Consider the following 22,761-nt stretch of genomic DNA (forward strand, 5'->3'; position numbering starts at 1 on the left):
GAGGAGCGTTTACAATGTGGTATTTCGCATGGGTTCTAGGTGTGCTACTTGCTTGTGCATTTGGCATCATCAACGCTCTTTGGTTAGAGCACACAGAGATGATGGATAAAGACAGTGAGTAAGCTCACTGAGCAGGTAACTAAGTTACATGCACCTATGGATAAGGGCCTATTAAGGGCCTTATCCTTTCTTCTTGGTTTGTTCCACATCGTGATGGTGATGTGGGAACCACACCAATATGCAGACAGAATTGGCGGATTTAATGAAGTCGTAGGTCCTTTGCTAATTTGGGCGGTTTGCTCAAGTATGATTTATGGTGTGGGATTCAAGCCAAGATTTTGGTTGTGGCAAATTCTGTTTAGCCCATACATCTCATTCGTGATTCTCATTTACCTAACCAGCTTATATGTTATGTAATCTGAGTTTTGCACCGAATTCGAACAAAATGGCATCGCTTTTTCAGCGGTGCCATTTTTTTTTAACAATATTCTTAGCAATAAACTAACTAGCACTTGCAATAAAAGGGTAGAGCTGCGATATAGTAGGGCCACAAAACATCCACAGTGAAACATTAGGAAACGATTTGTTGAGCGATGAATTTGAATTTCATTGGCCTGTAACAGTCTATCTAGAAGATACCGATGCAGGCGGGCTTGTATACAATGCCAATTATGTGAAATTCTTTGAGCGTGCAAGAGCAGAGATGCTGCGCGAAAAAGGAATACTGCAACAAGATCTCGTCAATCAGAATCTGTCGTTCGTGATTAAGCGCATTGAGCTGGACTATATCATGCCAGCGAAGATGGACGAGCGACTTGTCGTTAAGACTAAAGTTTCTGAGCTCAAGCGTGCCACCGTCACTTTCTGTCAGGAGATCGTAAATCATCAAGAGGTGACATTGTGTAAGGCAATGGTTAAGGTAGCATGTATCGATATTGAAAAAATGAAGCCTATCGCTATACCGCGTTATATACACCAGGAGATTTCTACCAGTGACATCTGATATTTCTATTCTCGACCTATTTTTACAGGCCAGCTTTTTAGTCAAAGTCGTGATGTTAATTTTGCTGGGAATGTCCATTGCTTCGTGGGCAATGATCTTTAAGCGCAGCCAAGCGTTAACTCAGGCAACTAAAGATACCAATACCTTTGAAGATAAATTTTGGTCAGGTACAGACCTATCTCAATTGTATCAAGAAGTTAAAAAGAGAAAAGATTCATTAAGTGGTACAGAAGAGATCTTCTACTCGGGTTTCACTGAATTTGCTCGTTTACGTAAAACCAATGCGGCTTCTCCTGACTTCATTATGGAAGGCACAGGTCGTGCCATGCGTGTTGCTGTAGCAAGAGAAGTTGAAGATCTTGAAACCAACTTACCTTTCCTCGCAACAGTTGGCTCTATTAGTCCATATATCGGGCTATTTGGTACGGTATGGGGTATTATGCATGCCTTTATCGCCTTGGGTGCGGTAAAACAAGCGACGTTAGCAATGGTTGCTCCAGGTATCGCAGAAGCACTGGTTGCGACAGCGATGGGTCTATTTGCAGCAATTCCAGCAGTTATGTTCTTCAACCGTTTAAGCAATAGAGTAGGGAAGCTGGAGCACAACTTCGCGACCTTCTCAGAAGAATTCCACAGCATCTTACACCGTCAAGCAATGGCAGGTAGGGCTTAATTTATGGCGGGTTACGAACCTAAAAAACGCAAACTGACCGCCGAGATTAACGTTGTTCCATACATTGACGTTATGCTTGTGTTGCTTATTATCTTTATGGTGACATCCCCTTTTGTTACTCAAGGTGTTGATGTCAATTTGCCAAAAACGTCAACAGCTAAACCAGCTTCTGAATTGGCAGGTAACAGTGATAGCGATTTTATCATCGTCCAAATTGATAAAAGCGGTGAGTTAGGACTAAGCATAAACAACGAGCCGGTGGAGCAGGGCATGACGCTGCAAAACTTGATTGTAAGAGTCAAAGCTGAACTGTCACTAAAACCGAATTCTCCTGTAGCAGTTGGCGGGGATGCCGCTACACCTTATGCCAACGTTGTCGCCGTGCTTGATCAACTTCGTCAAGCTGGTATTCCTAAAGTTGGGTTGTTAACGGATATTAAGGACAATACTAAATAAGTTCCGATTGTTCATGAAAACGACAAAAAAAAATAAAAAAGAATATCTGAAACCCACCATCATCTCGGTGGTCTTACACCTGTTACTCATCGTCATTTTGCTTTGGGGAACGGATTTTCACATGTCTGAACCTAAGCCTGCAGGGCAAATGGTTCAAGCCGTTGTTATTGACCCCGCTATGGTTCAAAAACAGGCTCAGCAGATCAAACGACAGCGAGAGGCGGCGGCGAGAAAAGAACAAGACAGGCTGGATAAACTGCGACGCGAAAGTGAGCAGCTTGAAAAGAACCGTAAAGCAGAAGAAGCGCGAATACGTAACTTGAAAGAGCAGCAAGCAAAAGCGGCGCAAGCTGCGCGTGATGCAGAAAAGAAACGTATCGCCCAAGAAAAACAGCAAGCTGAAGCCGCGAAGAAAGCCGCACTTGAAAAGCAAAAACTCGCCAAGTTAGAAGCTGAGCGTAAAGCTCAAGCCGCAGCTGCAGCAAAAGCGAAAGCTGAAAAGATTGCGCGTGAAAAAGCAGCCAAAGAGAAGGCAGCAAAAGAAGCGGCTGAAAAGGCTCGTCGTGAAAAAATAGCACGAGAGAAAGCCGCTAAAGCGGCTGCGGAAAAAGCGCGCCAAGAGAAACTGGCGAAAGAGAGAGCGGCTAAGCTAGCTGCAGAGAAGAAAGCGGCGTTGAACAGCATTGCGGCTCAGATGCAATCTGAGGCTGCACAGAGCAATGCTGCCAGAGCTCAATACATTCAAAGCCAGATTGATGCCTACAGCTCACAATACACCCAACTGATAGAGCAAAACTTATATACCGAAGATAGTTATAAAGGCTTAGTTTGTAAGGTGCACTTGAAGTTGGTTCCTGCGGGGGCAACTGCTTTTGCCACCATCGTTGGTGTTAGTGGAGATAAAACTGTTTGTGGAGCAGCGAGAAGGGCGGTGGCTCAAGTCGGTAGTTTCCCTATACCTAAAAATGAGCCGAAAGTTGTCGAAAAGCTTCGTGATTTAGTCCTTAATGTACAACCTCAGTAGAAGGAAATGAGAGTGTTAAAGCGAGTATTATTTGTCTGTTTTCTCTTCGCGTTTAGCAGTGTTCAATACGCTAATGCGTCTCTGGAATTATTCATTACTGGCGGTATTAACTCTGCTAGACCAATCGCAATTATCCCGTTCAAATACGAAGGTTATGGCAAGCCGCCGCAAGATGTTTCCGCTGTAATCGCGTCTGATTTGCAGCGAAGCGGTAAGTTTAACCCTATCGCCGTTAACAAGATGCCGCAAACGCCATATAACGTGGCTGATGTTGACTTCAAAGCGTGGAGCAAGCTTGGCGTAGACTCGTTGCTAACGGGTACTATTACTAAAGCTGCCGACGGCAACTACGTGATTACTTATCAACTTGTCGATATTGCTCGTGGACAGTTAAGCAAAGGCCAGAATTTGGTACTAAGTAAAAATGGCGAGCTGATCTCAACCCAAGATCATATCCTATTTAACAAGCGCGCGACTGTTCCGCCAAGCCGTCTCCGAGAATACGCTCACCGCATCTCAGATTTGGTCTATCAGCAGCTAACGGGTGAACGTGGTGCATTCCTAACTCGTATTGCTTATGTTGTGGTGAACCGTAAAGATGCTTATCCATACCAACTGCGAGTGGCAGATTATGATGGCTACAACGAAAGATTAGTGCTTCGTTCTAAGCAACCAATCATGTCTCCAGCATGGTCGCCAGATGGTAAAGAGCTCGCCTATGTGAGTTTCCAAAATGGCCATGGTGAAGTGTACATAATGAACATCTACACCGGTAAAACAGAGCTTGTCTCTTCCTTCCCTCGTCACAATGGGGCGCCGGCATGGTCTCCAGACGGATCGAAGCTCGCAGTTGCGCTGTCCAAATCGGGCACGCTACAAATCTATATCTTGGATTTAAAAACTCGTAAATTTACTCAAATTACTCGTGGAAACTCGAATAATACCGAGCCAGCATGGTATCCGGATGGCAAGTCTCTGATTTTTACGTCAGATAGAGGCGGGCTACCACAAATTTATAAAGTGAACTTAGCAACCGATGCGATTTCACGTGTTACTTGGCAAGGTACCCAAAATCAAGACGGACAAATTACACCGGATGGACGCTATTTAATCATGGTTAACCGCAGTCCAAGCGGGTTTCATATAGCAAAACAAGATCTAGAAACAGGAACTGTCCAAATCTTGACAAAAACTTTCTTGGACCAATCACCAAGCATTGCTCCTAATGGCAGTATGATTATCTACAGTTCTAGTTACCAAGATAGAGACGTTCTAAATTTGGTTTCAACCGATGGGCGTTTTCATGCTAGATTACCGGCCACAAATGGGCGTGTTAAATCGCCTGCTTGGTCACCGTTTTTATAGCAATTATTATAAATAGTAAGGAAAAATAAGATGCAACTTAATAAAGTTCTTAAAGGGTTGATGATCGCATTACCAGTAATGGCAATGTCTGCATGTAGTTCAACTAGTGGTACTACAGGCGACTCTGGTACTGCTACAGACAATGCGGCGACAACTTCAGCGAGTACTGCAGCAAATCAAGCAAATGGTGGCACTGATACAACTGTTGTTTCTCCAATCAATGGTCAACAGGGTCAGCTGTCTGAGCAGGAGTTGAAAGAGCAAACTCTTCGCGAGAAGAAAACGGTTTACTTTGCATTCGATAATTCAGTGGTATCCAACGATTACAAAGATATGCTAGAAGCACACGCAGCGTACCTTGTTAAGCATCCAGATGTGAAAGTGACTATCGAAGGTAACACCGATGACCGTGGTACTCCAGAGTACAACATCGCACTAGGTGCACGTCGTGCTGAAGCGGTATCTAAGTATCTTCAAGCTCTAGGCGTTCCTTCTAGCCAAATCTCAATTGTGAGCTATGGTGAAGAGAAGCCAATTGCTCTTGGCCAGAACGCAAAAGCATGGGCTAAGAACCGTCGTGCAGTTATCGTATATTAATTTTTGAGGAACCCCTCATATGTTCAGTAACATCAAGCGCACTATGGCGCTTACGTTACTGGCAAGTGCAGCGAACACTGCGTTCGCTGCACCGGCTCCAGTATCTACACTCAATTTAGGTAGCTCGGCAGCTGGCTCTTCTGGGCAAGCGGCAGCGCCAACGTCTACGCAGTCTGAAATTCAAAGATTGCAACGCCAAATCGAAAGTCGAAATCAGTTTAACTTGCAGCTTCAACAGCAAGTCGCCGATATGACTCAAGAAATCAACCAGCTACGTGGTCAGGTTGAAGTCAACTCTCATCAAATGCAGCAAATGGTCACTAGGCAGCGAGAGCTGTTTATTGAGCTGGATAAGCTTCGTAGTCAAATTAATGCTCCAAAGATAGATACTTCGACAACGGCGGCGCAGGAAGATCACGACACAGCAGCATTTAGCAGTAATGCTACTGAGCAAGAGGCTTATCAAAAAGCCATCGATTTGATCTTAAATAAGAAAGATTATCAAGGTGCGATATTCGCGCTGCAGAATTTCCAGAAAAATTACCCGAATTCCAAGCTAACGCCAAATGCGCATTATTGGCTTGGTCAGCTTTATTTTGCGAATCGAGACTTTGCAAAGTCTGAAGAAAACTTTAAAGCAGTACTCACTTTTAAAGACTCTCCAAAACGAGCCGATTCTTTGGTGAAATTAGGCGACATTGCCAAACAAGAGAAAGACTCTGCAAAAGCTAAGACTTACTATGAACAGGTACTAAAGGAATATCCAAACAGTGCTTCAGCTCAACTTGCAAAAGAGCGTTTAAAGTAACAGCGAATATGAGAGGGCAAAGCCCTCTCTTGGCTTTCCCGTCCCTTTTCTTCGTGAGAACTTGTTCACTTTGATCCCAACAATGTATAGCGTTACAATACTCGGATTATTTCATTGTTGCATAGAACAAACCCAGTGAACCACATACAAGATAAGATCGAAACGGTATATCCGTTTCCACCTAAACCTGCGCCGTTAACTGAAGAACAAAAACAGTCACACATTGCGAGTATCAAGCGTCTACTTAAAGAGCAAGATGCAGTATTGATTGCGCACTACTACACCGATCCAGAAATTCAAGCTTTAGCAGAAGAGACTGGCGGTTTTGTCGGTGACTCATTAGAAATGGCCAAGTTTGGTAATCGTCATCCAGCGAGCACTCTTTTGATTGCTGGTGTTCGTTTTATGGGCGAGTCTGCAAAAATCTTGACACCAGAAAAGCGCATCCTAATGCCTACATTGGAAGCCGAATGTTCGTTGGACTTAGGCTGTCCAGCAGATGAGTTTACCACTTTTTGCGACGCTCACCCTGATCATACGGTAGTTGTGTACGCGAATACTTCAGCAGCGGTTAAGGCTCGTGCAGATTGGGTGGTGACTTCAAGTATCGCACTGGATATTGTCGAGCACTTAGACTCGTTGGAAAAACCCATTATTTGGGGGCCAGATCGTCACCTTGGCTCTTATATTGCCAACAAGACTGGCGCTGAAATGCTGTTATGGCATGGTGAATGTGTGGTTCATGATGAGTTCTCAGCAGATGCATTGCGTAAGATGAAAGCCGTCTACCCAGAAGCAGCAATTTTAGTTCACCCAGAATCACCGGCAAGTGTGGTTGAGTTGGCTGATGCTGTCGGTTCTACCAGTCAGCTAATTAAAGCGGCGAACACATTGCCAAATAAACAGCTTATCGTCGCAACGGACAAAGGCATCTTTTATAAGATGCAGCAACTCGTTCCTGAGAAAGAGCTTATTGAAGCGCCGACGGCAGGTGCTGGTGCGACTTGTCGCAGCTGTGCCCATTGTCCTTGGATGGCGATGAATGGTTTATCAGCGATTGAAAAGTCGTTAGCGGATGGTGGTAAAGAGCACGAAATTTTTGTTGATGAAGACGTGCGCGTTAAATCTCTTATCCCACTCAACCGTATGTTAGATTTTGCGGAGCAACTACAGCCTTAACTTATCCGAAGCTGAGGTTACCTAACATAGACCTTTCTCACAGATTAACAACCAGCCGACTCAGGCTGGTTTTTTTGTTTTAGAATGAAACCAAAAGGAACACAAGACTTGGAATTGGGATGCCCATCTGGCTGTTAATTAAAAAGTGGTTTCACACTCGGCTCTTTAAACTAAGCAGCCGAAACTTGCTGCTGTTATTTCTCCTCTATGCTTTTATCAGCTGGCTATTGCTCAGAGTGGCAGGAGAGCATCAGCTAACTAACGATATTTCAGTTTTCATTTACTATTTGCTCGTAACAGCGTCAACGGTTGGTTATGGGGACTACTCACCGCAAACCGACTTAGGTAAGTGGGTGGTGATTTTAATTGTTATTCCAGGTGGATTAAGTTTATTTGCTGCCCTGCTTGGTAAAATGGCCAGTGTAGCAGTTGAGTATTGGCGGGCAGGGGTATTGGGCAAACGGAGAATAAAAATGGACAACCATATTTTGATATTAGGTTGGAACGGTCAACGTACAATGAATTTGATTCGTATGTTGCAGCATGAAGAGACAGGTAGAAGGCCAATTATTCTTTGTAGTCGTTCCGACATCGAAAACCCTTTACCGGGTGAGATTGAATTTGTCAGGGTGAACAGTTTTACTGATGATTTGGAAATGCAAAAAACCAGCTACACCACAGCGAGCTGCATTGTTGTTGATCATTTGGAAGATGATATTACGCTGTCTTCGGCCCTATATTGCGCAAACAAAAATCCAACAGCGCATTTATTAGCTTACTTTAACGATGAGTCTTTGAGTCAGCTGTTAAGCCAGCACTGCTCGAATGTAGAGTGTATTCCCGCGGTTGGTGCCGAAATGCTAGCAAAAGCAGCCGTTGACCCGGGTTCAAGTATACTGCATCAAGAGCTATTGGCATCGACTCAAGGTATGACTCAATATTCGACAGAATTCCCTAAATTCTTAGAAGCCACCTCCGTAAAGCCAATCTTTCACTACATGAAGAATCAACATCAAGCGACGCTTATTGCGATTGATAGCGGGAATGGTATCAAGCTAAATCCCGACTTATCGGCCGAGGTTAATGCCGGAGCAAAATTATTTTATATTGCCGATGAGAGAATTGACGACTTTAAGTGGCAACAGATGGAAAGCGTGTCTTAGTGGTTTAAAAGGCATAGAGTAAAGCTCTATGCCTTTTAGCAAGCGTTAGTTTGACTCAATAAGCCCAGCGGCGCGAATCGCCAAACCGCAAAGCATGGTTGGAACGCCATTAAAGATTTCGGCGAACTGATCAAGCCCTTCAACACCACTTTCTCTCAATGTTTCCATCGACGTTTCAGGGTCATAAAGCATGCTGAGTGATAGAATGACACCACCAAGCAGAGCGTTGTCTTCACTATCTTCTGGCATGATGTTCGACCAATCATCTTGGGTGAGTTGCCAGCCTTGCAAAACACCTTCACAAAAATCGCGAGCGGTTTCGTTTACGATTTCTTTTTCGTCGAGCTCACAGCCTTGTGGCCAAGTCCAGCTGTTTTCTAGTAGAGCAGGGCGATATTCGTTCCAAAACGCGATCATATGCTCGATGTAGGTTTCGAGTAACTCACCATCGGAAAAAGGTGCAACTTCGTCGCCACCCCATAAAAGAGGTAACCATTCTTCTGGTGGAAGAACGTAAGGAGCTGCGGCAATAGCCGTGATAAAGCCTTGAGTTTTCGCTTCATTGAGTAGCTTACCTTCCAATTCAGGCAAAGCCAATAGTTCATGTAGTGTCAAAATAGCGACCAGTTACAGTGTGATTAATGGCCGTTATAGTAACAGTCATATTCTTGGATAAAAAGACTTGCGACATTTATTCGTTCGCTATAGGTTTTATTAAAAGGATAAAAATTCAGGGATTTATGAATATACGCTCCTCCTTAAAGCGCAAGAGCATAATTGCGCTTGTTGCCTATATGCTATTGGTTATCATCCTTGTTGGTACAATCAGCTACAAGGTTGTCGAACCCCCTGTTCGTGCAAGCCTAGAGCGTAATCTAGACTTAAGTACTCAACTCATTTCCGACCAAATTCAATCACCACTTAATAGCTCAATTGGTGTTTTGCAAAGTATTGTCAGCGTAGGTAATACTGGTATTTCCCCAAAAGAGCAATCAGTGATGTTGCACTCACTATTTAGCGTTTCAGACGGCATTGCAGTGAGTGGTGGACTTTGGCCAGAGCCGTATTCTGTTGACCCTAAGGTTGAATATACCAGCCTATTTTATAACCGTGCTTCGGATGGGAAAATTGACAAGATAAACTCTTGGAATAATCCAGAAACCGGTGGCTACAACAAGCAAGATTGGTACGAGTCTGCTGCTAACAAGCCAATGGGAACAGTGACTTGGTCGCAAGTCTATATTGATGCCTACACCCATATTCAGATGATTACAGCATCTTCACCTTATTACGTGAACGGTAAATTTGCTGGCGTGGCTACGATTGACTTGTCACTTAAAGAGCTCGTGGAATTTGTTAATCAGCAAGCTGAAGACTTTGGTCTTGGCATTGTGCTTAAAGACGGTTATGGCGAAACCATAACCGAGCATAATTTTAAAATTGTTGATGGTATGTATATCAGTAAGCTGAAATTCGGCCATTTCAATTGGACAGTGGATGTTATCAATGCTCAGAAGCTGATTAGTCAACGAGTCTTTGAGATTATCAGCAGTGTAGAGCTAGGGATTATTCCGCTCATGTTGTTGCTCGTTCTAGTTGGCTATATTCTCATCAATAAATACTTAATTAACCCTATTGTTGTGATTGCCAAGAAAGTGGACGACTCCAAAGAAGGTGGCGTGATAAATATGGCTTACAACAGTCAAGATGAAATACGTCACCTCATTGACACCTTTAACCAGAAAACGGTTTTTCTAGAAGCTGAAAAAGTTAAAGCTCAAGCTTCAACTCGCGCCAAAAGCTCTTTCTTAGCCACGCTATCCCACGAAATTCGCACACCAATGAATGGCGTTTTAGGGACAGCACAATTACTGCTTAAAACCGATCTGAGCGACGAACAGAGAAAACACCTCAAGAGTCTATATGACTCTGGTGATCACATGATGACGTTGCTTAACGAAATACTCGACTTTTCTAAAATTGAGCAAGGGCACTTAGAGCTTGACCGAGCACCATTCCCGCTAGGGTCTATTATTGGCAGCATCAACAGTGTCTATCACACACTGTGTACCGAGAAAGGGTTGTTATTTAAGGTGTACTCGGAAGTTTCCCCTGAGCGCTGGTACATGTCAGACAAAGCGCGAGTGCGCCAAGTGTTGTTCAACTTGCTAAACAATGCGGTGAAATTTACTTCAAGAGGTTTTGTTGAAGTGAACTTTAAAGAACAAGCAGTAGATGAACATTTGTATTTGCATATCAGCGTGAGAGATACAGGTATCGGTATCTCAAAACAAGCGCAGGAAAAAATATTCAGGCCATTTGAACAAGCAGAATCTTCGACGACACGTCGTTATGGCGGCACTGGCTTGGGCCTTGCTATCGTTAAACAGATCTGTGATTTGATGAATGGTGATATTTCTGTCGTTAGCGAAGTTGGAATAGGAACAAGTTTTGATGTGAAATTGAGATTAGAGGTTTGTGAGCCCGGCTCGGTAGAAGTGAAAGTGCATCGTAAGCTTAACTATGAAGGGTTAAAAGTGCTGATCGTGGAAGACAACCGTACCAACACAATCATCATTGATAGCTTTATGAAAGGTAAAGGCTTTACTTGCCAATGTGTAGAAAACGGCGAGGAAGCGATAAAAGCGATGTCGAATCATCATTTCGATTTGGTATTGATGGATAACCATATGCCAGTAATGGATGGGGTTGAAGCCAGTGCAGCGATTCGCAACCTCTCAGGCGACAAGAAGCAAACCCTAATATTTGGTTGTACGGCGGATGTATTTAAAGAAACACGAGAGAGGATGCTGGGTGCTGGTGTAGATTACATCATAGCGAAACCGATCGACGAAAATGAATTGGATGACGCGCTGTATCGATACTCAGATAAGCTTTATCAGTTTCATCCAGAAAAAGGCGCTCAACTGGACGACATTGACTTTGAAGAAGTACTGGTAAACTTATATGTTGCAATAGAAAATCAGCAATACGATAAATCTGCATCTTTAGTGCAAAAAATCCTTGAGAGATTTGACTCAGTAAATGAAGACCAACTCGGGGAAGTGCTTTCAAGAATTCATGAAAACCTGAAAAGTCACCAAGCACCATGCAAAGACGATTTAGATCTTCTCACCGTTTTAATGGCTGACAAATGCCATACGTAGAAATAGTGATTAGTGATTAAACAGTTTTGTTAAAGATTAAACAATTAAACACAAAGGCAGAGTTTTTTCGACATTTGTACTTGACCAACCACTGTAGAATCATTAAATTAGCGCCTCGTCAGCAACAGCGCTGACACAACATTACGGTGAGTTGTCCGAGTGGCTGAAGGAGCACGCCTGGAAAGTGTGTATACGGCAACGTATCGAGAGTTCGAATCTCTCACTCACCGCCAAACATTACATGTAAAACAATAACTTACAGATTTAAGTTCTATACTTTGTACTACAGTTTTGTTCTACATCTGAAAGAGACTCTAGCAGAAATGTTAGGGTCTTTTTTGTATTTGCTTATTGTAAACTATTGTTTTAGCTGATTAATGATAAAACGCTGGTGGCGAGGGGAGTGTGGTAAACCTTTGAGCCCACTAATTTCTCAAATTTTTCCTAAAAAAACGGGGTCTCGATAGTAAGGTACCCAGCTTTATGCATTTGAAGCATTCTCAGGATTTCCTACCATAACGTTAGGTCTATTTTTATTACAATTCACCTTGACTTTTCTGGTTTGATGGTATCTAGCTATTGACTTTTTGATAAAAGTATGCTATTGTGAATACTTAATAAGTTTTGTTAATCACTCCTACTAAATTCTTCTATCTCTTCTTTTATCGCTTTGCTCTCTTGATAACCTATAAAGCACTTATAGATTGCTTTAGTTCTCGTCAGAAGACCAAACACCAATAGCAATAACAACAAATCAAAGTCACTTAATCGTTAAAGCATTCTTTCGTTTTAAAGCTACCTGTGTTTGTGTTCATTTGATTATGGGCTATTGATTACACTTCATGTTCCCAATAAGAAACTAATTCCGTGTTCATTAGGTGTTGATTTGCGGTTGTGAATACAATTATTATGAACACATAAGTCAATGAATACAGTTTGGGTGTTATGAGGATTGCGTACGTTCGTGTGAGTACGGTTGACCAGAGCTTAGATTCACAGGTGAAATCTATTCACGACAAATTTGGTGTCGATGTAAAAGTAGTTGAGGAGCATGGTGTTAGTGGTACTGTAATTGGCTCTGAGCGACCAGAATTAAGTAAGTTGCTTGATGAAATTACTGGATTGCGAAAGAGCGATGAGCTCATCGTTTGGTGGTTTGACCGTCTTGGTCGTGATTATCACGATGCTAAAGAAATGGCTCAAATACTTTTAAAGCGCGGTGTTGTATTAAAGACTGTAAATCAGGGGTTAGAGCTAAAGTACACAGGGAGAGCAACAGACGACATGCTTGTTGACGTGCAGTTAACATTACTTGCTGGTATGGCTGAAAATGAGCGTCAGGCTCGCCTTGCCAGTGCTCAGGCTGGGCGCGATAAGTTGTCAGAGGATGAGTGGAAGGAAAAGTTTCAAGGTCGCAAGAAGAATGTTCAACTCCACCAGCGGATTATTGATGAGTTGTGTGCTGATAAGCCTTTAAGTATTCGTAAGGTTGCTGAAAAGCTGGGTTGTGGAGTTAGTACGGTGCAGCGTGTTAAAAAGACAATGGGGTGATGGCAGGGATTCCATTCCCTGAGGTGATGATTAGTCTAAGTTATTGTCTTTACTTGGGTCTGGGTTTGATACTGGTGTTTTTACACCATTGATTTCTCTTACGTGGTACTTGGAGTATTCACCACTCTCAATTTTCTTAACGAACTGGCTTCTAGTCATGTTTTCACCAGTGTAATTGTCTCGAAACTTGGTATTTCTACCGCTACTCGATTCCTCAGTAGTGGTTACACGTTTTCTTCCCATAATGTCACCTCTGGGTTTAGTTGATGTAAAATGCCTGTTTATTATAACAGTGCTTTATTGTTAACAAAATGACTTTGCTTGACTTATGCTAATTTATTTTACTTAGTGTTATGGCGCTTACTTATTCCGCCCTGCTTGACAAATTGGGAGAAGTGCAGGATAATTGATTTGTATTTCACCGAACACCCTTTAAGGGGCTACACAAATCTTCATAAGGAACAGTTTGACAATGAAGCAACCGTGGGAACTCAATCCAGTACTATCTCAAGACCGCATTAAACAACTTGCTTCTCTTATGAGAGAGGTAAGAGACTCGGTAATTGATTTACATGATGACGTTTTAGGGGATTCTGCAAGGTCGACAGGTCTTAGGGCGTACGAATGCTGTCGAAATCAGATTATCAGAGCATCGAAAGACCAGCACGATTGGGCTTGGTTAGGGGTGGTTAAAGATGATGGTCGATTCACTTTTTCCATTGAATCTGTTCCTGTGCGTCTGTATCGAGGTAAGCCAAGTTGTCCTCAAGAAAGGAGACTAATTCCTTGTATTGAAGCACTGAGTCAAATGAGTTTGCTTGATGCAGAAGTGGGTGAGGCTGCATCGATTCTTTGGTTTTTTGCAATTGAAGTTGATGAGCTCCGTTATGTAGAACGAGTTACCTTTACTGGGTTTTTAGATGGAGTGCAGGTGTCGTGCTGGGAAATTCCACTGGATGAAAAAGTTTCTGCTTTAAGCTCTGTTGACGTTGAGTTGCCTGAACCTGTTGTAACTCAGAAGGCTTCTGTTTCTATTAAAGCGAAAGAGAAAAAGGCTCCAAAAAATGGAGCCAGTAATGGTTAGTAATTATGTCTGTAACATTTTACGGTGAGCGGCTACGATTAGCCCGCTTGCTTAAGGGTTGTACGTTACAAGAGTTGGGTGATGCTGTGGCTGTTACGCGCCAAAGTATCCACCAATACGAGAGTGATGTAAGGGCTCCTGCTGATGATGTGGCAAATGCATTGGCTGAGTTCCTAAAGGTGTCACCAGAGTTTTTTAGTATGCCACTCTCTGGCGATGTAAAGCCTGAGCAGTGTCATTTTCGGAAGCGTCAAACAACTCCTGCTGGAGTTAAAAATCGTGTCCAAGCATACAGTACAATACTTGAACAATTGGTGTCTGAGTTGCATGAGCACTTGGATTTGCCAGAGAACAAGTTCGACTTGGTTGATAACGATAAACTTCCAGAGCTAACACCGCCAGTAATTGAGAAAATTGCTGAAGGTGCGCGTGTTAGATGGGGATTAACTGCGGATGCGCCGATAGATAACATGATTAATGTTGTTGAAAATCAGGGTGCAATCGTTACTTGTTTTGATGGGGTGTCGGACAAAGTTGATGCCTTATCAGTTAATCGAAAATTTCCAATCATTATCAGAAATACCGCGAAGGAAAGTGTTTGTCGTCTGAGGTTCGACATTGCGCATGAGTGCGGGCATCTGGTAATGCATGATGGTGTTGAAACTGGCTGTAAGCAAACAGAGAGAGAGGCTGATGCTTTTGCTTCTGCTTTTCTTTTCCCTCGGAAGTCTTTTGCGCGAGAGTTTCCAGCGTGCCTAGCGGCTAATGGCAGTATCAACTGGAAGGAAGTTTATAATCTAAAGCTTAGATGGAAAATGAGTGCTAGGGCGATTATTTACAGAGCTCACTTTCTTGGTTTTATTAACGCGCAACAGTATCGTACAGCGAATGTTTGGTTTAGCCAGACTAGGCAAACACGAAAAGAGAAGTTCGATGATAAGATACCTCTAGAAACCCCTCATGTGTTAGAGGAGGGGCTGCAAGTTCTTAGCGAGCATCTTGGGATTTCCTTTAAAAAGCTGTCTGATAAATTAGGAGTTAGTCCTGAATTGTTGTCAGAAATTACAGGAGTGCAATACTCTGAAAATGTGATTGATGACCAAAGTGACGTCGTTATCCCTTTTAATTTCTAAACTGTTTGAAGCCTATCTTTAGTGATGGGCTTTCATTTTTTAGGAAAGCAATCAATAAACCCTTTTAGTTCTTTTCCAGCTTTATCTAAGTAGCTGCACAATAAGTCTGGCTTGGAGCCACTTGAATACACACCGTAAGATAGATTCGTAATCTTATGTCCTAACAATTCTGCCGCTTGTAACTCTGGTACTTCTGCTGATTGCAATGCAGTCGCTAACATTCCTCGTAGGCTGTGAAATGCGACATTTGAATCCTTGGTTATGTGCTCCAGTTTGGTACGACTGAACCAATTGGCCAGTGAACTAGAGCGGTTTGACGGGGAATTGATGACTTCCTTGATTAGGAATTCATTGTCTGAATCTGCTTTGAGTTTCAAGATTGCAGGTAAGATTGATTCGTGGATTGGTACTCTTCGAATGCTGTTCTTAGTTTTCAGTCGACGATTATCAGTGTGTAAGCTGATGAACCATTTGCCGTTAGATTCTTGGTAAATGTCTTCTTTGTGTAATCCGCAGATTTCATTCACTCTCATTCCTGTCATTAGTCCAATTGGTGCAATCCACTTCTTAGCGTAGGTGTTAGCACTGGTTTCAAGAATTGGAAGTAACTTTTTCCATTGGTCTAATGTGAATGGCTTATAGCTGTCGGTTTTAGAGCGGCTGTCCTTCACAGTGTGGTCTTTGAATGGTGAAGATGACGTGATGTAACCACGGTCATAAGCGTAGCTGTAAATGCGATTGAGGCAGCTTAGAAGGGTGTTAATTGATTTGGCTTGAAGGTCAGCTCTCAGGTGCGCAATGAAATTCACTACTGTAGGTCTGTCGATTGAGTTTAATGTGCTGTCTTTGTTTAACTGGAAGGTCTTGAACTTGGTAAGTGCTCGTTTGGTGTTACGAATAGTAGAATCGCTAACGTTTCCAGTAATGGTCTGTAAGTACATTTCACCAACTTCTTGGAGTGTGTAATTTGTACTTGGTGCATTTAGCTCGGCTGGTGGAGTGTGACCTGTAGCCTCTAAGACTGCTGCTGCTTTCAATGGGTCATTCGTACGTAAACTGTCAACGTCGTAGTACGAATCGAATGCTTCGAATTCTTCATTAGTGTTTAACTTGGAATGTTCACCTCTAATCTTGGCTACAAGCTGTCTGTAACGCTCACCAAGAGGGTTGGTACCTAAGCTGATACGTTTACTTTCAATCTCTAAAAGGAGCGCACCACGTAGCTTCTGGGCTTCACTAAGGCTGTCTGTTCCTAATGCCACTTGTAGTTTCTTCTTGCCGTCGTAAAGATGCTGTAAATCCTTGGGTAATCGGTACACGAAATACCATTTAGTACCACGTTTATACAAATGTTGTTTTGGAGTCATTGTTCTACACTTTGTTCTACACTGATGTGCTTAGAATAGTAGTTAACTATAGGTATTACAAAGGATTCAGTAGGTTGGGTGAGAGATTTTAAAGGCAGTTAATGAATTCGAATCTCTCACTCACCGCCACATTCTATATTAAAGACGTCCTAGGGCGTCTTTTTTATTATCTAACGAATTTCAAAACTCGATCAGTTCTGAGCCGTTTTTATACTCAGATACATCATCAACGTTTTACAGAACCAATCTATACACTGGCTCAAAAAATACTTTCTTCTAATCACTTAACAGTATTGATGTCTGTACTATACTCAGTTGGCTGATCTGAGCTAATGTTCTACAAACTATTTTTATTACAACACAAACTTCGTGAGGGACCATGGAAAACGTTATTGATTTTGCAGGGCTAGCAAATTTCGCACTTTACTTCATTACTGCTTTAGTTTTCTTATTGATCTTTAAATACGTCAGCATTTGGCTTACGCCTTATGACGAGTGGGTGCTCATCAAAGAGAAGCAAAATTCTGCTGCAGCCATCGCATTGGGTGGTTCGCTAATCGGGTACTCAGTTGCGATTTCTGGAGTGGCATCGAGCTCGACCAGTTATGTGGATTTTCTGGTATGGGGAGTCGTCGGGGCAATCACTCAGTTCTTAGCTATGTTGATAGTTCGCAAAGTGTTCATGCCTAAATTTACCCAGAGAATAGAAAATAATGAGCTCGCTGCAGCTATCGTCGCGGCGGCGTTTTACATATCGATAGGCGCACTCAACGCAGCAAGTATGTCGTATTAATAGGTGGGAATGCTATGAAAAAACAAGGGATTATAGATATTTCCAAGCACCTAATCGGTAAGCGCAAGCCTATTATCACATTTCTAGGTGTATCGACGCTGTATGGCTGTGGAGAAAGCACCGACTACACTCTTTACACTCAAAAACGATCCTGTGATATCACTGAAGGTACTCAATTTTGTAATGAGGTTTATATAAAAGCGTTAGCGGAAGCAGAACGTACCGCTATGCGTTACTACACCGAAAGAAATTGCGAACAAGATTATGGCAATGTCTGTAGTGAATTTGATGATGGGGTATGGCAGCCGAGAATGGCTGGCTTTATTACCCATAAGAACGATCAAAATTTTGCTCTTCCATTTTTTACATCAACGAATAATCGCTCTTCTCACTTTGGGTATGCGTTTCTTGCCGATGGAGAAATTCTTGGCAAATATCGGGATGCTAATAAAGTGCAAGTAGCGTTGAGTGAAAAATACACCAAGCCTTTGCCTACAAGCACTTTAGATCCGGTAGACTCAACAATTACGCAAAAAAATAGCTCTGGAAATAGCACTGCTGGAGCATTGGCTACTGGCTATATCTTGTCCGAAGCACTTGATGAAACGGGCGACTACCTGAGCAGAAGCAAAAGAGAAAAGTTGTACAAAGAGTGCTTGCAAAAAAACGGCACAAATTGCGAACAGATTTATTCAGGTACAGGCGGTTATTATGCGGGAAGCTCGGGCACTTATCGCTCAAAACCCAAGCTTAAAAGACAACAAGTTCGAGTGTATAAGTCGTCACCCAAAGTGACCACAATTAGTCGCGGTGGGTTCGGCCGGACTGGGTCAGTTCGAGGGGGGTTTGGTAGCTGATGATTTCTCGCGATATTGGTCCTCGTGACAATTGGCAAGATAGAGTTTGTCACCTTGGCTTTGACTTCTTTGAGGTGAGCCAACGCTACCCATATTGGATTGAGGATAGATATTATCAGTTTAGCCGAGAACAAATTGACAATATTGATAGAGTCTCTGAACAATTACACGACATGTGCATTGAAGCGATAGAGTACGCCTTTCGTCACGATTTATTAGATAAGTTTTGTATACCCAAGCAGTATCATGCTTTGCTACGCAAGTCTTGGCAAACGGATAAGTCCTACTTGTATGGACGATTTGATTTTGCGTGGGACGGTAAGTCGCCAGCAAAATTGCTGGAATATAATGCTCAAACCCCAACGAGTTTGTTTGAAGCTGCGGTAGTGGCATGGGATTGGATGCAGCAAAATGTTGAGCGCGGGCAGTTAGCACCATATACCGATCAATTTAACTTACTGGATGAACAGCTGATTGTTCAATTTAAACAGTTAATGAAAACCAAGCAGCCAACTTCGTCAGTGTTGCACTTTGCTGTTTGTGAAGATTCAGCAGAAGATTTAAGAACGGTTCAATATCTAGCGGCTTGTGCGGAGGAGTCGGGTTGGGAAGTGGTGATATTGGATATATATGATATCCAGTTGACGGCTGAACATCGATTTGCTGATCATAATTCAAAACACATTGAGACGATGTTTATGCTTTATCCCTATGAGTTTGCGCTCTTGGATGAGTATGCGCAGTTTATTGAATCCTCAAAGATTAAGTTTATAGAGCCACTATGGAAAGTGCTGCTCTCATCCAAAGCACTTCTACCCATTCTATGGCAACTTTATCCAAATCATGAGAATTTATTGCCGTGCTATTTTAGTGACGATCCTAAAGCGGACACGATTCGTAACAAAGTGAATAAGCCTATCTATAGCCGAGAAGGGGCCAATATCTCTATAGTTATGGACGGCGATAATATTGAATCTACGACAGGCAATTATGGTGACGAAGGTTATATTACCCAACAGTATTGGCCACTGGCGGATTTTAAACACGGCCGCTGTGTGATTGGTTCTTGGGTGATTGGGCGAGTTGCCAGTGGAATATCTGTGCGAGAAAGTGAATCGAGGATAACGGATGACTTATCCCGGTTTGTCCCTCATGTGATTATCTGATGATGGAAAAAACGATGAGTATTACTGAAATTAAAGAGTACCTAGAAAAGTCTGAGCACAATTGGAGTATTGATGTAACTGACAATGCCCTTGTTATTGCGAATGAAGATGAGCTAAATGCGGTATTAACCGTGAATAACTCACAAATTTTAGTGGAGACACTGTTATTTGCTGAATCTGAAATCGCTGATCCAGCTCGCTTTGATAGTGAAGTATTGTTTGCACATAAAGCGTTACCACTGACCACTGTCGGTAAGTCAACCTTTGATAACGATACGTATTATTGTGCATTTGGCGCGCTAAGTTCTCAGTCAAAATTGTCCAATATCGAACTTGAGATTGCGATGTTATTTATTAATTCTGTCGAGCTACTTGAGTTTGCGAGTCGCTTCTTCAAGGGTAAATAGAGAGGGTTAAATTATGGGACTTTTTTCGACATTAAGTACAATCTTTAAAGGTAAAGTTAACGAAGCAAACGAAGCGATCGCTGACGAAAACTCGTTAACCATTCTCACTCAACATATCCGCGAAGCAAAAGATGAGTTAACAAAAGCGGATCGCAGCTTAGTGAGTATTATTGCTGATAGAAAGCTGATTGATAAAAAAATCGTGGAGATTCAATCTTCAATCGATAAGTACGAAGCTCATGCACGTTCAGCCGCAGAAAAAGGCGATCAAGCTTTAGCTTTAGAATGCGCACAAAAGGTGTCTAAGTTACGTACCGATTTACAAGCGGCGCAAAAGAATCAAGTATTTTACAATGATTCAGAAAACAAGATGCGCCAAAGTGTTCAAGCTTCTAAAGACAGAGTCGCGCATTTAGAATCCCAAGTTGATATTGTTAAAGCAACCGAATCTGTGCAAAAGGCTCAAGCTGCAACGTTGAGCTCGGTAGGCGGTGGCAATTCGAGAGTCACAACGGCAGTCGATTCCCTAGCTCGTATTCAGGCCAAGCAAGAGAAGCGTCAAGCAGAGTTTGAAGCAGCGAGTGAATTGGCTTCGATTGGTACAGAAGCTGACTTAGATGCGAAGCTGGCTCAAGCGGGAATTACGGGAGGAGACTCCTCTGCCGAAGATGAACTTGCACGTATCATGAATCAAAAATAAGCCTAAAAATAGGGGGCCAGTAGATTTCAATTGTTCAACTGGCCTGAGTACGCTTTCATCTGAAATGTAATGGCTGAACTTGATAGGAGTCCAATCATGTTTGATAAACTGAAATCTCTCTTCTCAACACCAGAAATTAAGCCAAGCTCGCCCAATAATCCATATCCTGAGTTATTAGGCTTAAAGCTTGGTGGCAGTGTCACTATCGATGAGATGATTCTGAAAACCATGGAAGATGAACTCACGATTGAAGGTGCAAGCCCAACACAAATCATCCAAGCCGTGGGTGTGGTTCAAATCGATGAAACTAATCGAGTGATACGCTACTACACCGACGATGAAGGCTTTATACAGATATTGTTATATGGCAACGATGAATCTGGCATTTCAGAAATCGGCTTGTGGTATTACTTTGATAGTCGCTCTTTGTCTGACTCAGAGTGGGAGGCGGCACTTAAAAATGAAGTTGTATCAGAATCGGGTATTTATCAACTCGCAGGCCACAACTTTGAAAAATTTTGGGATGACGACGCGCCTGTCCCTATGGTAGAGAAAACCTATCACCTCAATGGCTCTACAACAGAAACCACCCAATTTGGTATGTCTTACACTCGACCAATTTCAGCCGATCAGATAGAAATGTTGTTGGTCACAGTCGAAGAGAGTATTAATAAAGTGCATAACACGCTTGAGAGAGAGTTAGTTCGCTCCACAGGTTTTGCGTTAAATACGATTGATATTACCTCTAACTAATCTTAGTGGTAGTTGTAACAAAAGGCTTCTTATACGAAGTCAATGAGTAACTATCAATTATTTTCATGCTATAACGCCAGGTCATTCATACAATCAATCGAACTAAATTTATAAACCCAAATTAAGTGCTACGCTGATATAGATGTATCCAAAACTTCTAAATGCATATAGCAATTAAGGCCTTAGGTGAAATTAGATTTAGAGCAAGCTAGAAAAATAATATCAGTGGCAATCCTTGCGTTCATGGTGGGCGTGGTTATGACAGGTATGCGCTTTTATTTTCCTTATGAGATATTCCAGCAGGCTAAATCTGGCTTTGAAGCAATTAAAAGTCTAATTGTTGGAGAGCTGCCTTGGTACTATCACCGCTCTGACAGGAAAGAGCGAATTGCTATTGTAGACAATCAATCCATGCAACCGGGGTTGTCGCTGGTGACTGGAATAGGGCCAAACAATCACTCTCAAGCTTCAGTCATTGATGCGCAAGGGAATGTCATCCACAACTGGCAGATAAACTGGTTTGAATTATGGCCAGACGTCAAGCACCACCCAAAAAATAGAAAATTTGAGTCGCTACCCGGACCATTTACTCACGGTGTTATTCTAATGAAAAATGGCGATCTGATTTTCAGTATGGAAAATGCTGGTCTTTTCCGCATGGATATCTGTGGCAACGTCATTTGGCGTTTCCCTAGAATGACGCATCATGCGGTGTTTTTAGATGAACAGGACAACCTATGGACCTTGGGAGTTAGATACTTGGAATCAACTTCAGATGACCTGCCCGGTTATCTCCCTCCATATAAAGAGTTTCAAGTACTTAAACTATCCACAGATGGAGAGCTGCTTCAGGAGTGGGAGTTTGTCGACTTGCTGAAAGATAACGGATTGGAAAGTTGGATGTACATGTCTAGCAATCGACCTTTTACCATTACTGTTAGCGGTGATACCTTGCACCCGAATGATATAGAAATTTTTCCGTCTGATATGGAGCCAGGGCTTTTTGAAACGGGCGATATTATGATTTCTATTCGCAATATTCATGCGGTAATGATCTTTGATAGCAAGATGAAGTTTAAAAAGATGTTTGTAGGGAGTTTTATTCGTCAGCACGATCCAGATTTTATCGACGGAAACACCATTTCGGTTTTCGATAACTATACCCATACCGATGCTTTGGATGAGTCCTATAGCCGTATTATCAGTCTGACAGATGGAGAGCCGCATCCGACGGTGACTTACCAAGGAACCCCAGATGAGCCATTTTTTACCGCGATTATGGGGAAACATCAGCAGCTAAAAAATGGAAATATTTTAGTGACCGAGTCTGTGAAAGGCAGAGCATTTGAGCTGAATGGTAAGGATATAGTCTGGGAATTCCACAATGTATTACCTGAAGGGCTCATTGGCTTTATAGATGAAGCTCAACGGCTCGACCCAGAATTTGACGAGGTGTTTTTCCGTCAAAAGATGAAGAAATGCAGTACGCTTACTAGTGAGTAATAACGGAAGCAG

At 42.5% G+C, this 22,761-nt stretch carries 25 protein-coding genes and 1 tRNA gene; 23 read left to right on the forward strand and 3 right to left on the reverse strand.

Going from position 1 to position 22,761, the window contains the following annotated elements:
- Positions 1 to 14 precede the first annotated feature (14 nt).
- The 11 genes from cydX to ACM2FC_RS08130 all read left to right on the forward strand — a co-directional run bounded on the left by cydX (position 15) and on the right by ACM2FC_RS08130 (position 8,268).
- Positions 15 to 122 (forward strand): cytochrome bd-I oxidase subunit CydX, encoded by a 108-nt coding sequence (gene cydX / locus ACM2FC_RS08080; RefSeq protein ID WP_237361459.1) that lies wholly within the window; start codon positions 15 to 17, stop codon positions 120 to 122.
- Positions 115 to 417 (forward strand): cyd operon protein YbgE, encoded by a 303-nt coding sequence (ybgE, locus tag ACM2FC_RS08085; protein ID WP_498480377.1) that lies wholly within the window; start codon positions 115 to 117, stop codon positions 415 to 417. The genes cydX and ybgE overlap by 8 nt, the downstream gene beginning before the upstream one ends.
- A 169-nt stretch (positions 418 to 586) precedes the next feature.
- Positions 587 to 1,003, forward strand: coding sequence for a tol-pal system-associated acyl-CoA thioesterase (gene ybgC, locus ACM2FC_RS08090; protein WP_498480378.1), 417 nt, complete (start codon positions 587 to 589; stop codon positions 1,001 to 1,003).
- Positions 993 to 1,676 (forward strand): protein TolQ, encoded by a 684-nt coding sequence (tolQ, locus tag ACM2FC_RS08095; protein ID WP_498480379.1) that lies wholly within the window; start codon positions 993 to 995, stop codon positions 1,674 to 1,676. The genes ybgC and tolQ overlap by 11 nt, the downstream gene beginning before the upstream one ends.
- Positions 1,677 to 1,679: 3 nt before the next feature.
- Positions 1,680 to 2,132: a protein TolR gene (tolR, locus tag ACM2FC_RS08100; protein ID WP_498480380.1), complete on the forward strand. Its 453-nt coding sequence runs from the start codon at positions 1,680 to 1,682 to the stop codon at positions 2,130 to 2,132.
- 13 nt (positions 2,133 to 2,145) lie between these two features.
- Complete coding sequence (tolA, locus tag ACM2FC_RS08105) at positions 2,146 to 3,156, forward strand: cell envelope integrity protein TolA (RefSeq protein ID WP_498480381.1); 1,011 nt, start codon at positions 2,146 to 2,148, stop codon at positions 3,154 to 3,156.
- A 12-nt stretch (positions 3,157 to 3,168) separates the two neighbouring features.
- Positions 3,169 to 4,521, forward strand: coding sequence for a Tol-Pal system beta propeller repeat protein TolB (tolB, locus tag ACM2FC_RS08110; protein ID WP_498480382.1), 1,353 nt, complete (start codon positions 3,169 to 3,171; stop codon positions 4,519 to 4,521).
- Between the two features lie 30 nt (positions 4,522 to 4,551).
- Positions 4,552 to 5,118 carry a peptidoglycan-associated lipoprotein Pal gene (gene pal, locus ACM2FC_RS08115; RefSeq protein ID WP_498480383.1) on the forward strand — a complete coding sequence of 189 codons (567 nt, stop codon included), beginning with the start codon at positions 4,552 to 4,554 and terminating at the stop codon, positions 5,116 to 5,118.
- Positions 5,119 to 5,137: 19 nt separating this feature from the next.
- Positions 5,138 to 5,926: a tol-pal system protein YbgF gene (ybgF, locus tag ACM2FC_RS08120; protein WP_498480384.1), complete on the forward strand. Its 789-nt coding sequence runs from the start codon at positions 5,138 to 5,140 to the stop codon at positions 5,924 to 5,926.
- Between the two features lie 135 nt (positions 5,927 to 6,061).
- On the forward strand, positions 6,062 to 7,105 hold the full coding sequence (gene nadA / locus ACM2FC_RS08125; RefSeq protein ID WP_498480385.1) for a quinolinate synthase NadA: 1,044 nt from the start codon (positions 6,062 to 6,064) through the stop codon (positions 7,103 to 7,105).
- 119 nt (positions 7,106 to 7,224) lie between these two features.
- Entirely contained in the window at positions 7,225 to 8,268 is a 1,044-nt protein-coding gene (locus ACM2FC_RS08130; protein ID WP_498480386.1) for a potassium channel family protein, read from the forward strand.
- Between the two features lie 45 nt (positions 8,269 to 8,313).
- On the opposite strand, the gene ACM2FC_RS08135 is transcribed toward ACM2FC_RS08130, so the two are convergent.
- A complete protein-coding gene (locus ACM2FC_RS08135) occupies positions 8,314 to 8,883 on the reverse strand; it encodes a UPF0149 family protein (RefSeq protein ID WP_498480387.1) in 570 nt (189 codons plus the stop codon).
- Between the two features lie 125 nt (positions 8,884 to 9,008).
- Here ACM2FC_RS08135 and ACM2FC_RS08140 point away from each other — a divergent pair, with 125 nt between their 5' ends.
- The 3 genes from ACM2FC_RS08140 (at position 9,009) to ACM2FC_RS08150 (ending at position 12,986) form a co-directional block, all read left to right on the forward strand.
- Positions 9,009 to 11,435, forward strand: a complete 2,427-nt coding sequence (locus ACM2FC_RS08140; RefSeq protein ID WP_498480388.1) for a hybrid sensor histidine kinase/response regulator — start codon at positions 9,009 to 9,011, stop codon at positions 11,433 to 11,435.
- Positions 11,436 to 11,580: 145 nt separating this feature from the next.
- Positions 11,581 to 11,668 (forward strand) — tRNA-Ser (locus ACM2FC_RS08145).
- A gap of 712 nt (positions 11,669 to 12,380) precedes the next feature.
- The gene (locus ACM2FC_RS08150) at positions 12,381 to 12,986 is read left to right on the forward strand and encodes a recombinase family protein (RefSeq protein ID WP_498480389.1); all 606 of its coding nucleotides are present in this window, start codon (positions 12,381 to 12,383) and stop codon (positions 12,984 to 12,986) included.
- Positions 12,987 to 13,016: 30 nt separating this feature from the next.
- On the opposite strand, the gene ACM2FC_RS08155 is transcribed toward ACM2FC_RS08150, so the two are convergent.
- Positions 13,017 to 13,229, reverse strand: a complete 213-nt coding sequence (locus tag ACM2FC_RS08155; protein WP_498480390.1) for a DUF3892 domain-containing protein — start codon at positions 13,227 to 13,229, stop codon at positions 13,017 to 13,019.
- A gap of 229 nt (positions 13,230 to 13,458) precedes the next feature.
- Between ACM2FC_RS08155 and ACM2FC_RS08160 the strand changes: the two genes are divergently transcribed.
- Together ACM2FC_RS08160 and ACM2FC_RS08165 are read left to right on the forward strand one after the other, a co-directional pair.
- On the forward strand, positions 13,459 to 14,070 hold the full coding sequence (locus tag ACM2FC_RS08160) for a peroxidase (protein WP_498480391.1): 612 nt from the start codon (positions 13,459 to 13,461) through the stop codon (positions 14,068 to 14,070).
- A gap of 5 nt (positions 14,071 to 14,075) precedes the next feature.
- Entirely contained in the window at positions 14,076 to 15,203 is a 1,128-nt protein-coding gene (locus ACM2FC_RS08165; RefSeq protein WP_498480392.1) for a helix-turn-helix domain-containing protein, read from the forward strand.
- A 32-nt stretch (positions 15,204 to 15,235) separates the two neighbouring features.
- On the opposite strand, the gene ACM2FC_RS08170 is transcribed toward ACM2FC_RS08165, so the two are convergent.
- A complete protein-coding gene (locus tag ACM2FC_RS08170; RefSeq protein WP_498480393.1) occupies positions 15,236 to 16,570 on the reverse strand; it encodes a tyrosine-type recombinase/integrase in 1,335 nt (444 codons plus the stop codon).
- Between the two features lie 379 nt (positions 16,571 to 16,949).
- Here ACM2FC_RS08170 and ACM2FC_RS08175 point away from each other — a divergent pair, with 379 nt between their 5' ends.
- The 7 genes from ACM2FC_RS08175 to ACM2FC_RS08205 all read left to right on the forward strand — a co-directional run bounded on the left by ACM2FC_RS08175 (position 16,950) and on the right by ACM2FC_RS08205 (position 22,749).
- The gene (locus tag ACM2FC_RS08175; protein ID WP_498480394.1) at positions 16,950 to 17,363 is read left to right on the forward strand and encodes a DUF350 domain-containing protein; all 414 of its coding nucleotides are present in this window, start codon (positions 16,950 to 16,952) and stop codon (positions 17,361 to 17,363) included.
- Positions 17,364 to 17,377: 14 nt separating this feature from the next.
- Positions 17,378 to 18,220, forward strand: a complete 843-nt coding sequence (locus ACM2FC_RS08180; protein WP_498480395.1) for a DUF1190 domain-containing protein — start codon at positions 17,378 to 17,380, stop codon at positions 18,218 to 18,220.
- Complete coding sequence (locus tag ACM2FC_RS08185) at positions 18,220 to 19,386, forward strand: glutathionylspermidine synthase family protein (RefSeq protein ID WP_498480396.1); 1,167 nt, start codon at positions 18,220 to 18,222, stop codon at positions 19,384 to 19,386. The genes ACM2FC_RS08180 and ACM2FC_RS08185 overlap by 1 nt, the downstream gene beginning before the upstream one ends.
- A 14-nt stretch (positions 19,387 to 19,400) precedes the next feature.
- Complete coding sequence (locus ACM2FC_RS08190; protein ID WP_498480397.1) at positions 19,401 to 19,793, forward strand: DUF2170 family protein; 393 nt, start codon at positions 19,401 to 19,403, stop codon at positions 19,791 to 19,793.
- Between the two features lie 13 nt (positions 19,794 to 19,806).
- On the forward strand, positions 19,807 to 20,493 hold the full coding sequence (locus tag ACM2FC_RS08195; RefSeq protein ID WP_498480398.1) for a PspA/IM30 family protein: 687 nt from the start codon (positions 19,807 to 19,809) through the stop codon (positions 20,491 to 20,493).
- 96 nt (positions 20,494 to 20,589) lie between these two features.
- The gene (locus tag ACM2FC_RS08200) at positions 20,590 to 21,246 is read left to right on the forward strand and encodes a DUF2491 family protein (RefSeq protein ID WP_498480399.1); all 657 of its coding nucleotides are present in this window, start codon (positions 20,590 to 20,592) and stop codon (positions 21,244 to 21,246) included.
- A gap of 186 nt (positions 21,247 to 21,432) precedes the next feature.
- The gene (locus ACM2FC_RS08205; protein WP_498480400.1) at positions 21,433 to 22,749 is read left to right on the forward strand and encodes an arylsulfotransferase family protein; all 1,317 of its coding nucleotides are present in this window, start codon (positions 21,433 to 21,435) and stop codon (positions 22,747 to 22,749) included.
- Positions 22,750 to 22,761: the final 12 nt, after the last annotated feature.

The sequence above is a fragment of the Vibrio sp. A37 genome (genome assembly GCF_059777565.1).

Bases quoted from the DNA above. Each gene is read 5' to 3' on its own strand.
- cydX (WP_237361459.1), top strand. From the start codon at position 15: ATGTGGTATTTCGCATGGGTTCTAGGTGTGCTACTTGCTTGTGCATTT.
- tolR (WP_498480380.1), top strand. From the start codon at position 1,680: ATGGCGGGTTACGAACCTAAAAAACGCAAACTGACCGCCGAGATTAAC.
- tolA (WP_498480381.1), top strand. From the start codon at position 2,146: ATGAAAACGACAAAAAAAAATAAAAAAGAATATCTGAAACCCACCATC.
- pal (WP_498480383.1), top strand. From the start codon at position 4,552: ATGCAACTTAATAAAGTTCTTAAAGGGTTGATGATCGCATTACCAGTA.
- ybgF (WP_498480384.1), top strand. From the start codon at position 5,138: ATGTTCAGTAACATCAAGCGCACTATGGCGCTTACGTTACTGGCAAGT.
- ACM2FC_RS08130 (WP_498480386.1), top strand. From the start codon at position 7,225: ATGCCCATCTGGCTGTTAATTAAAAAGTGGTTTCACACTCGGCTCTTT.
- ACM2FC_RS08140 (WP_498480388.1), top strand. From the start codon at position 9,009: ATGAATATACGCTCCTCCTTAAAGCGCAAGAGCATAATTGCGCTTGTT.
- ACM2FC_RS08150 (WP_498480389.1), top strand. From the start codon at position 12,381: ATGAGGATTGCGTACGTTCGTGTGAGTACGGTTGACCAGAGCTTAGAT.
- ACM2FC_RS08155 (WP_498480390.1), bottom strand. From the start codon at position 13,229: ATGGGAAGAAAACGTGTAACCACTACTGAGGAATCGAGTAGCGGTAGA.
- ACM2FC_RS08160 (WP_498480391.1), top strand. From the start codon at position 13,459: ATGAAGCAACCGTGGGAACTCAATCCAGTACTATCTCAAGACCGCATT.
- ACM2FC_RS08165 (WP_498480392.1), top strand. From the start codon at position 14,076: ATGTCTGTAACATTTTACGGTGAGCGGCTACGATTAGCCCGCTTGCTT.
- ACM2FC_RS08170 (WP_498480393.1), bottom strand. From the start codon at position 16,570: ATGACTCCAAAACAACATTTGTATAAACGTGGTACTAAATGGTATTTC.
- ACM2FC_RS08175 (WP_498480394.1), top strand. From the start codon at position 16,950: ATGGAAAACGTTATTGATTTTGCAGGGCTAGCAAATTTCGCACTTTAC.
- ACM2FC_RS08180 (WP_498480395.1), top strand. From the start codon at position 17,378: ATGAAAAAACAAGGGATTATAGATATTTCCAAGCACCTAATCGGTAAG.
- ACM2FC_RS08185 (WP_498480396.1), top strand. From the start codon at position 18,220: ATGATTTCTCGCGATATTGGTCCTCGTGACAATTGGCAAGATAGAGTT.
- ACM2FC_RS08190 (WP_498480397.1), top strand. From the start codon at position 19,401: ATGAGTATTACTGAAATTAAAGAGTACCTAGAAAAGTCTGAGCACAAT.
- ACM2FC_RS08195 (WP_498480398.1), top strand. From the start codon at position 19,807: ATGGGACTTTTTTCGACATTAAGTACAATCTTTAAAGGTAAAGTTAAC.
- ACM2FC_RS08200 (WP_498480399.1), top strand. From the start codon at position 20,590: ATGTTTGATAAACTGAAATCTCTCTTCTCAACACCAGAAATTAAGCCA.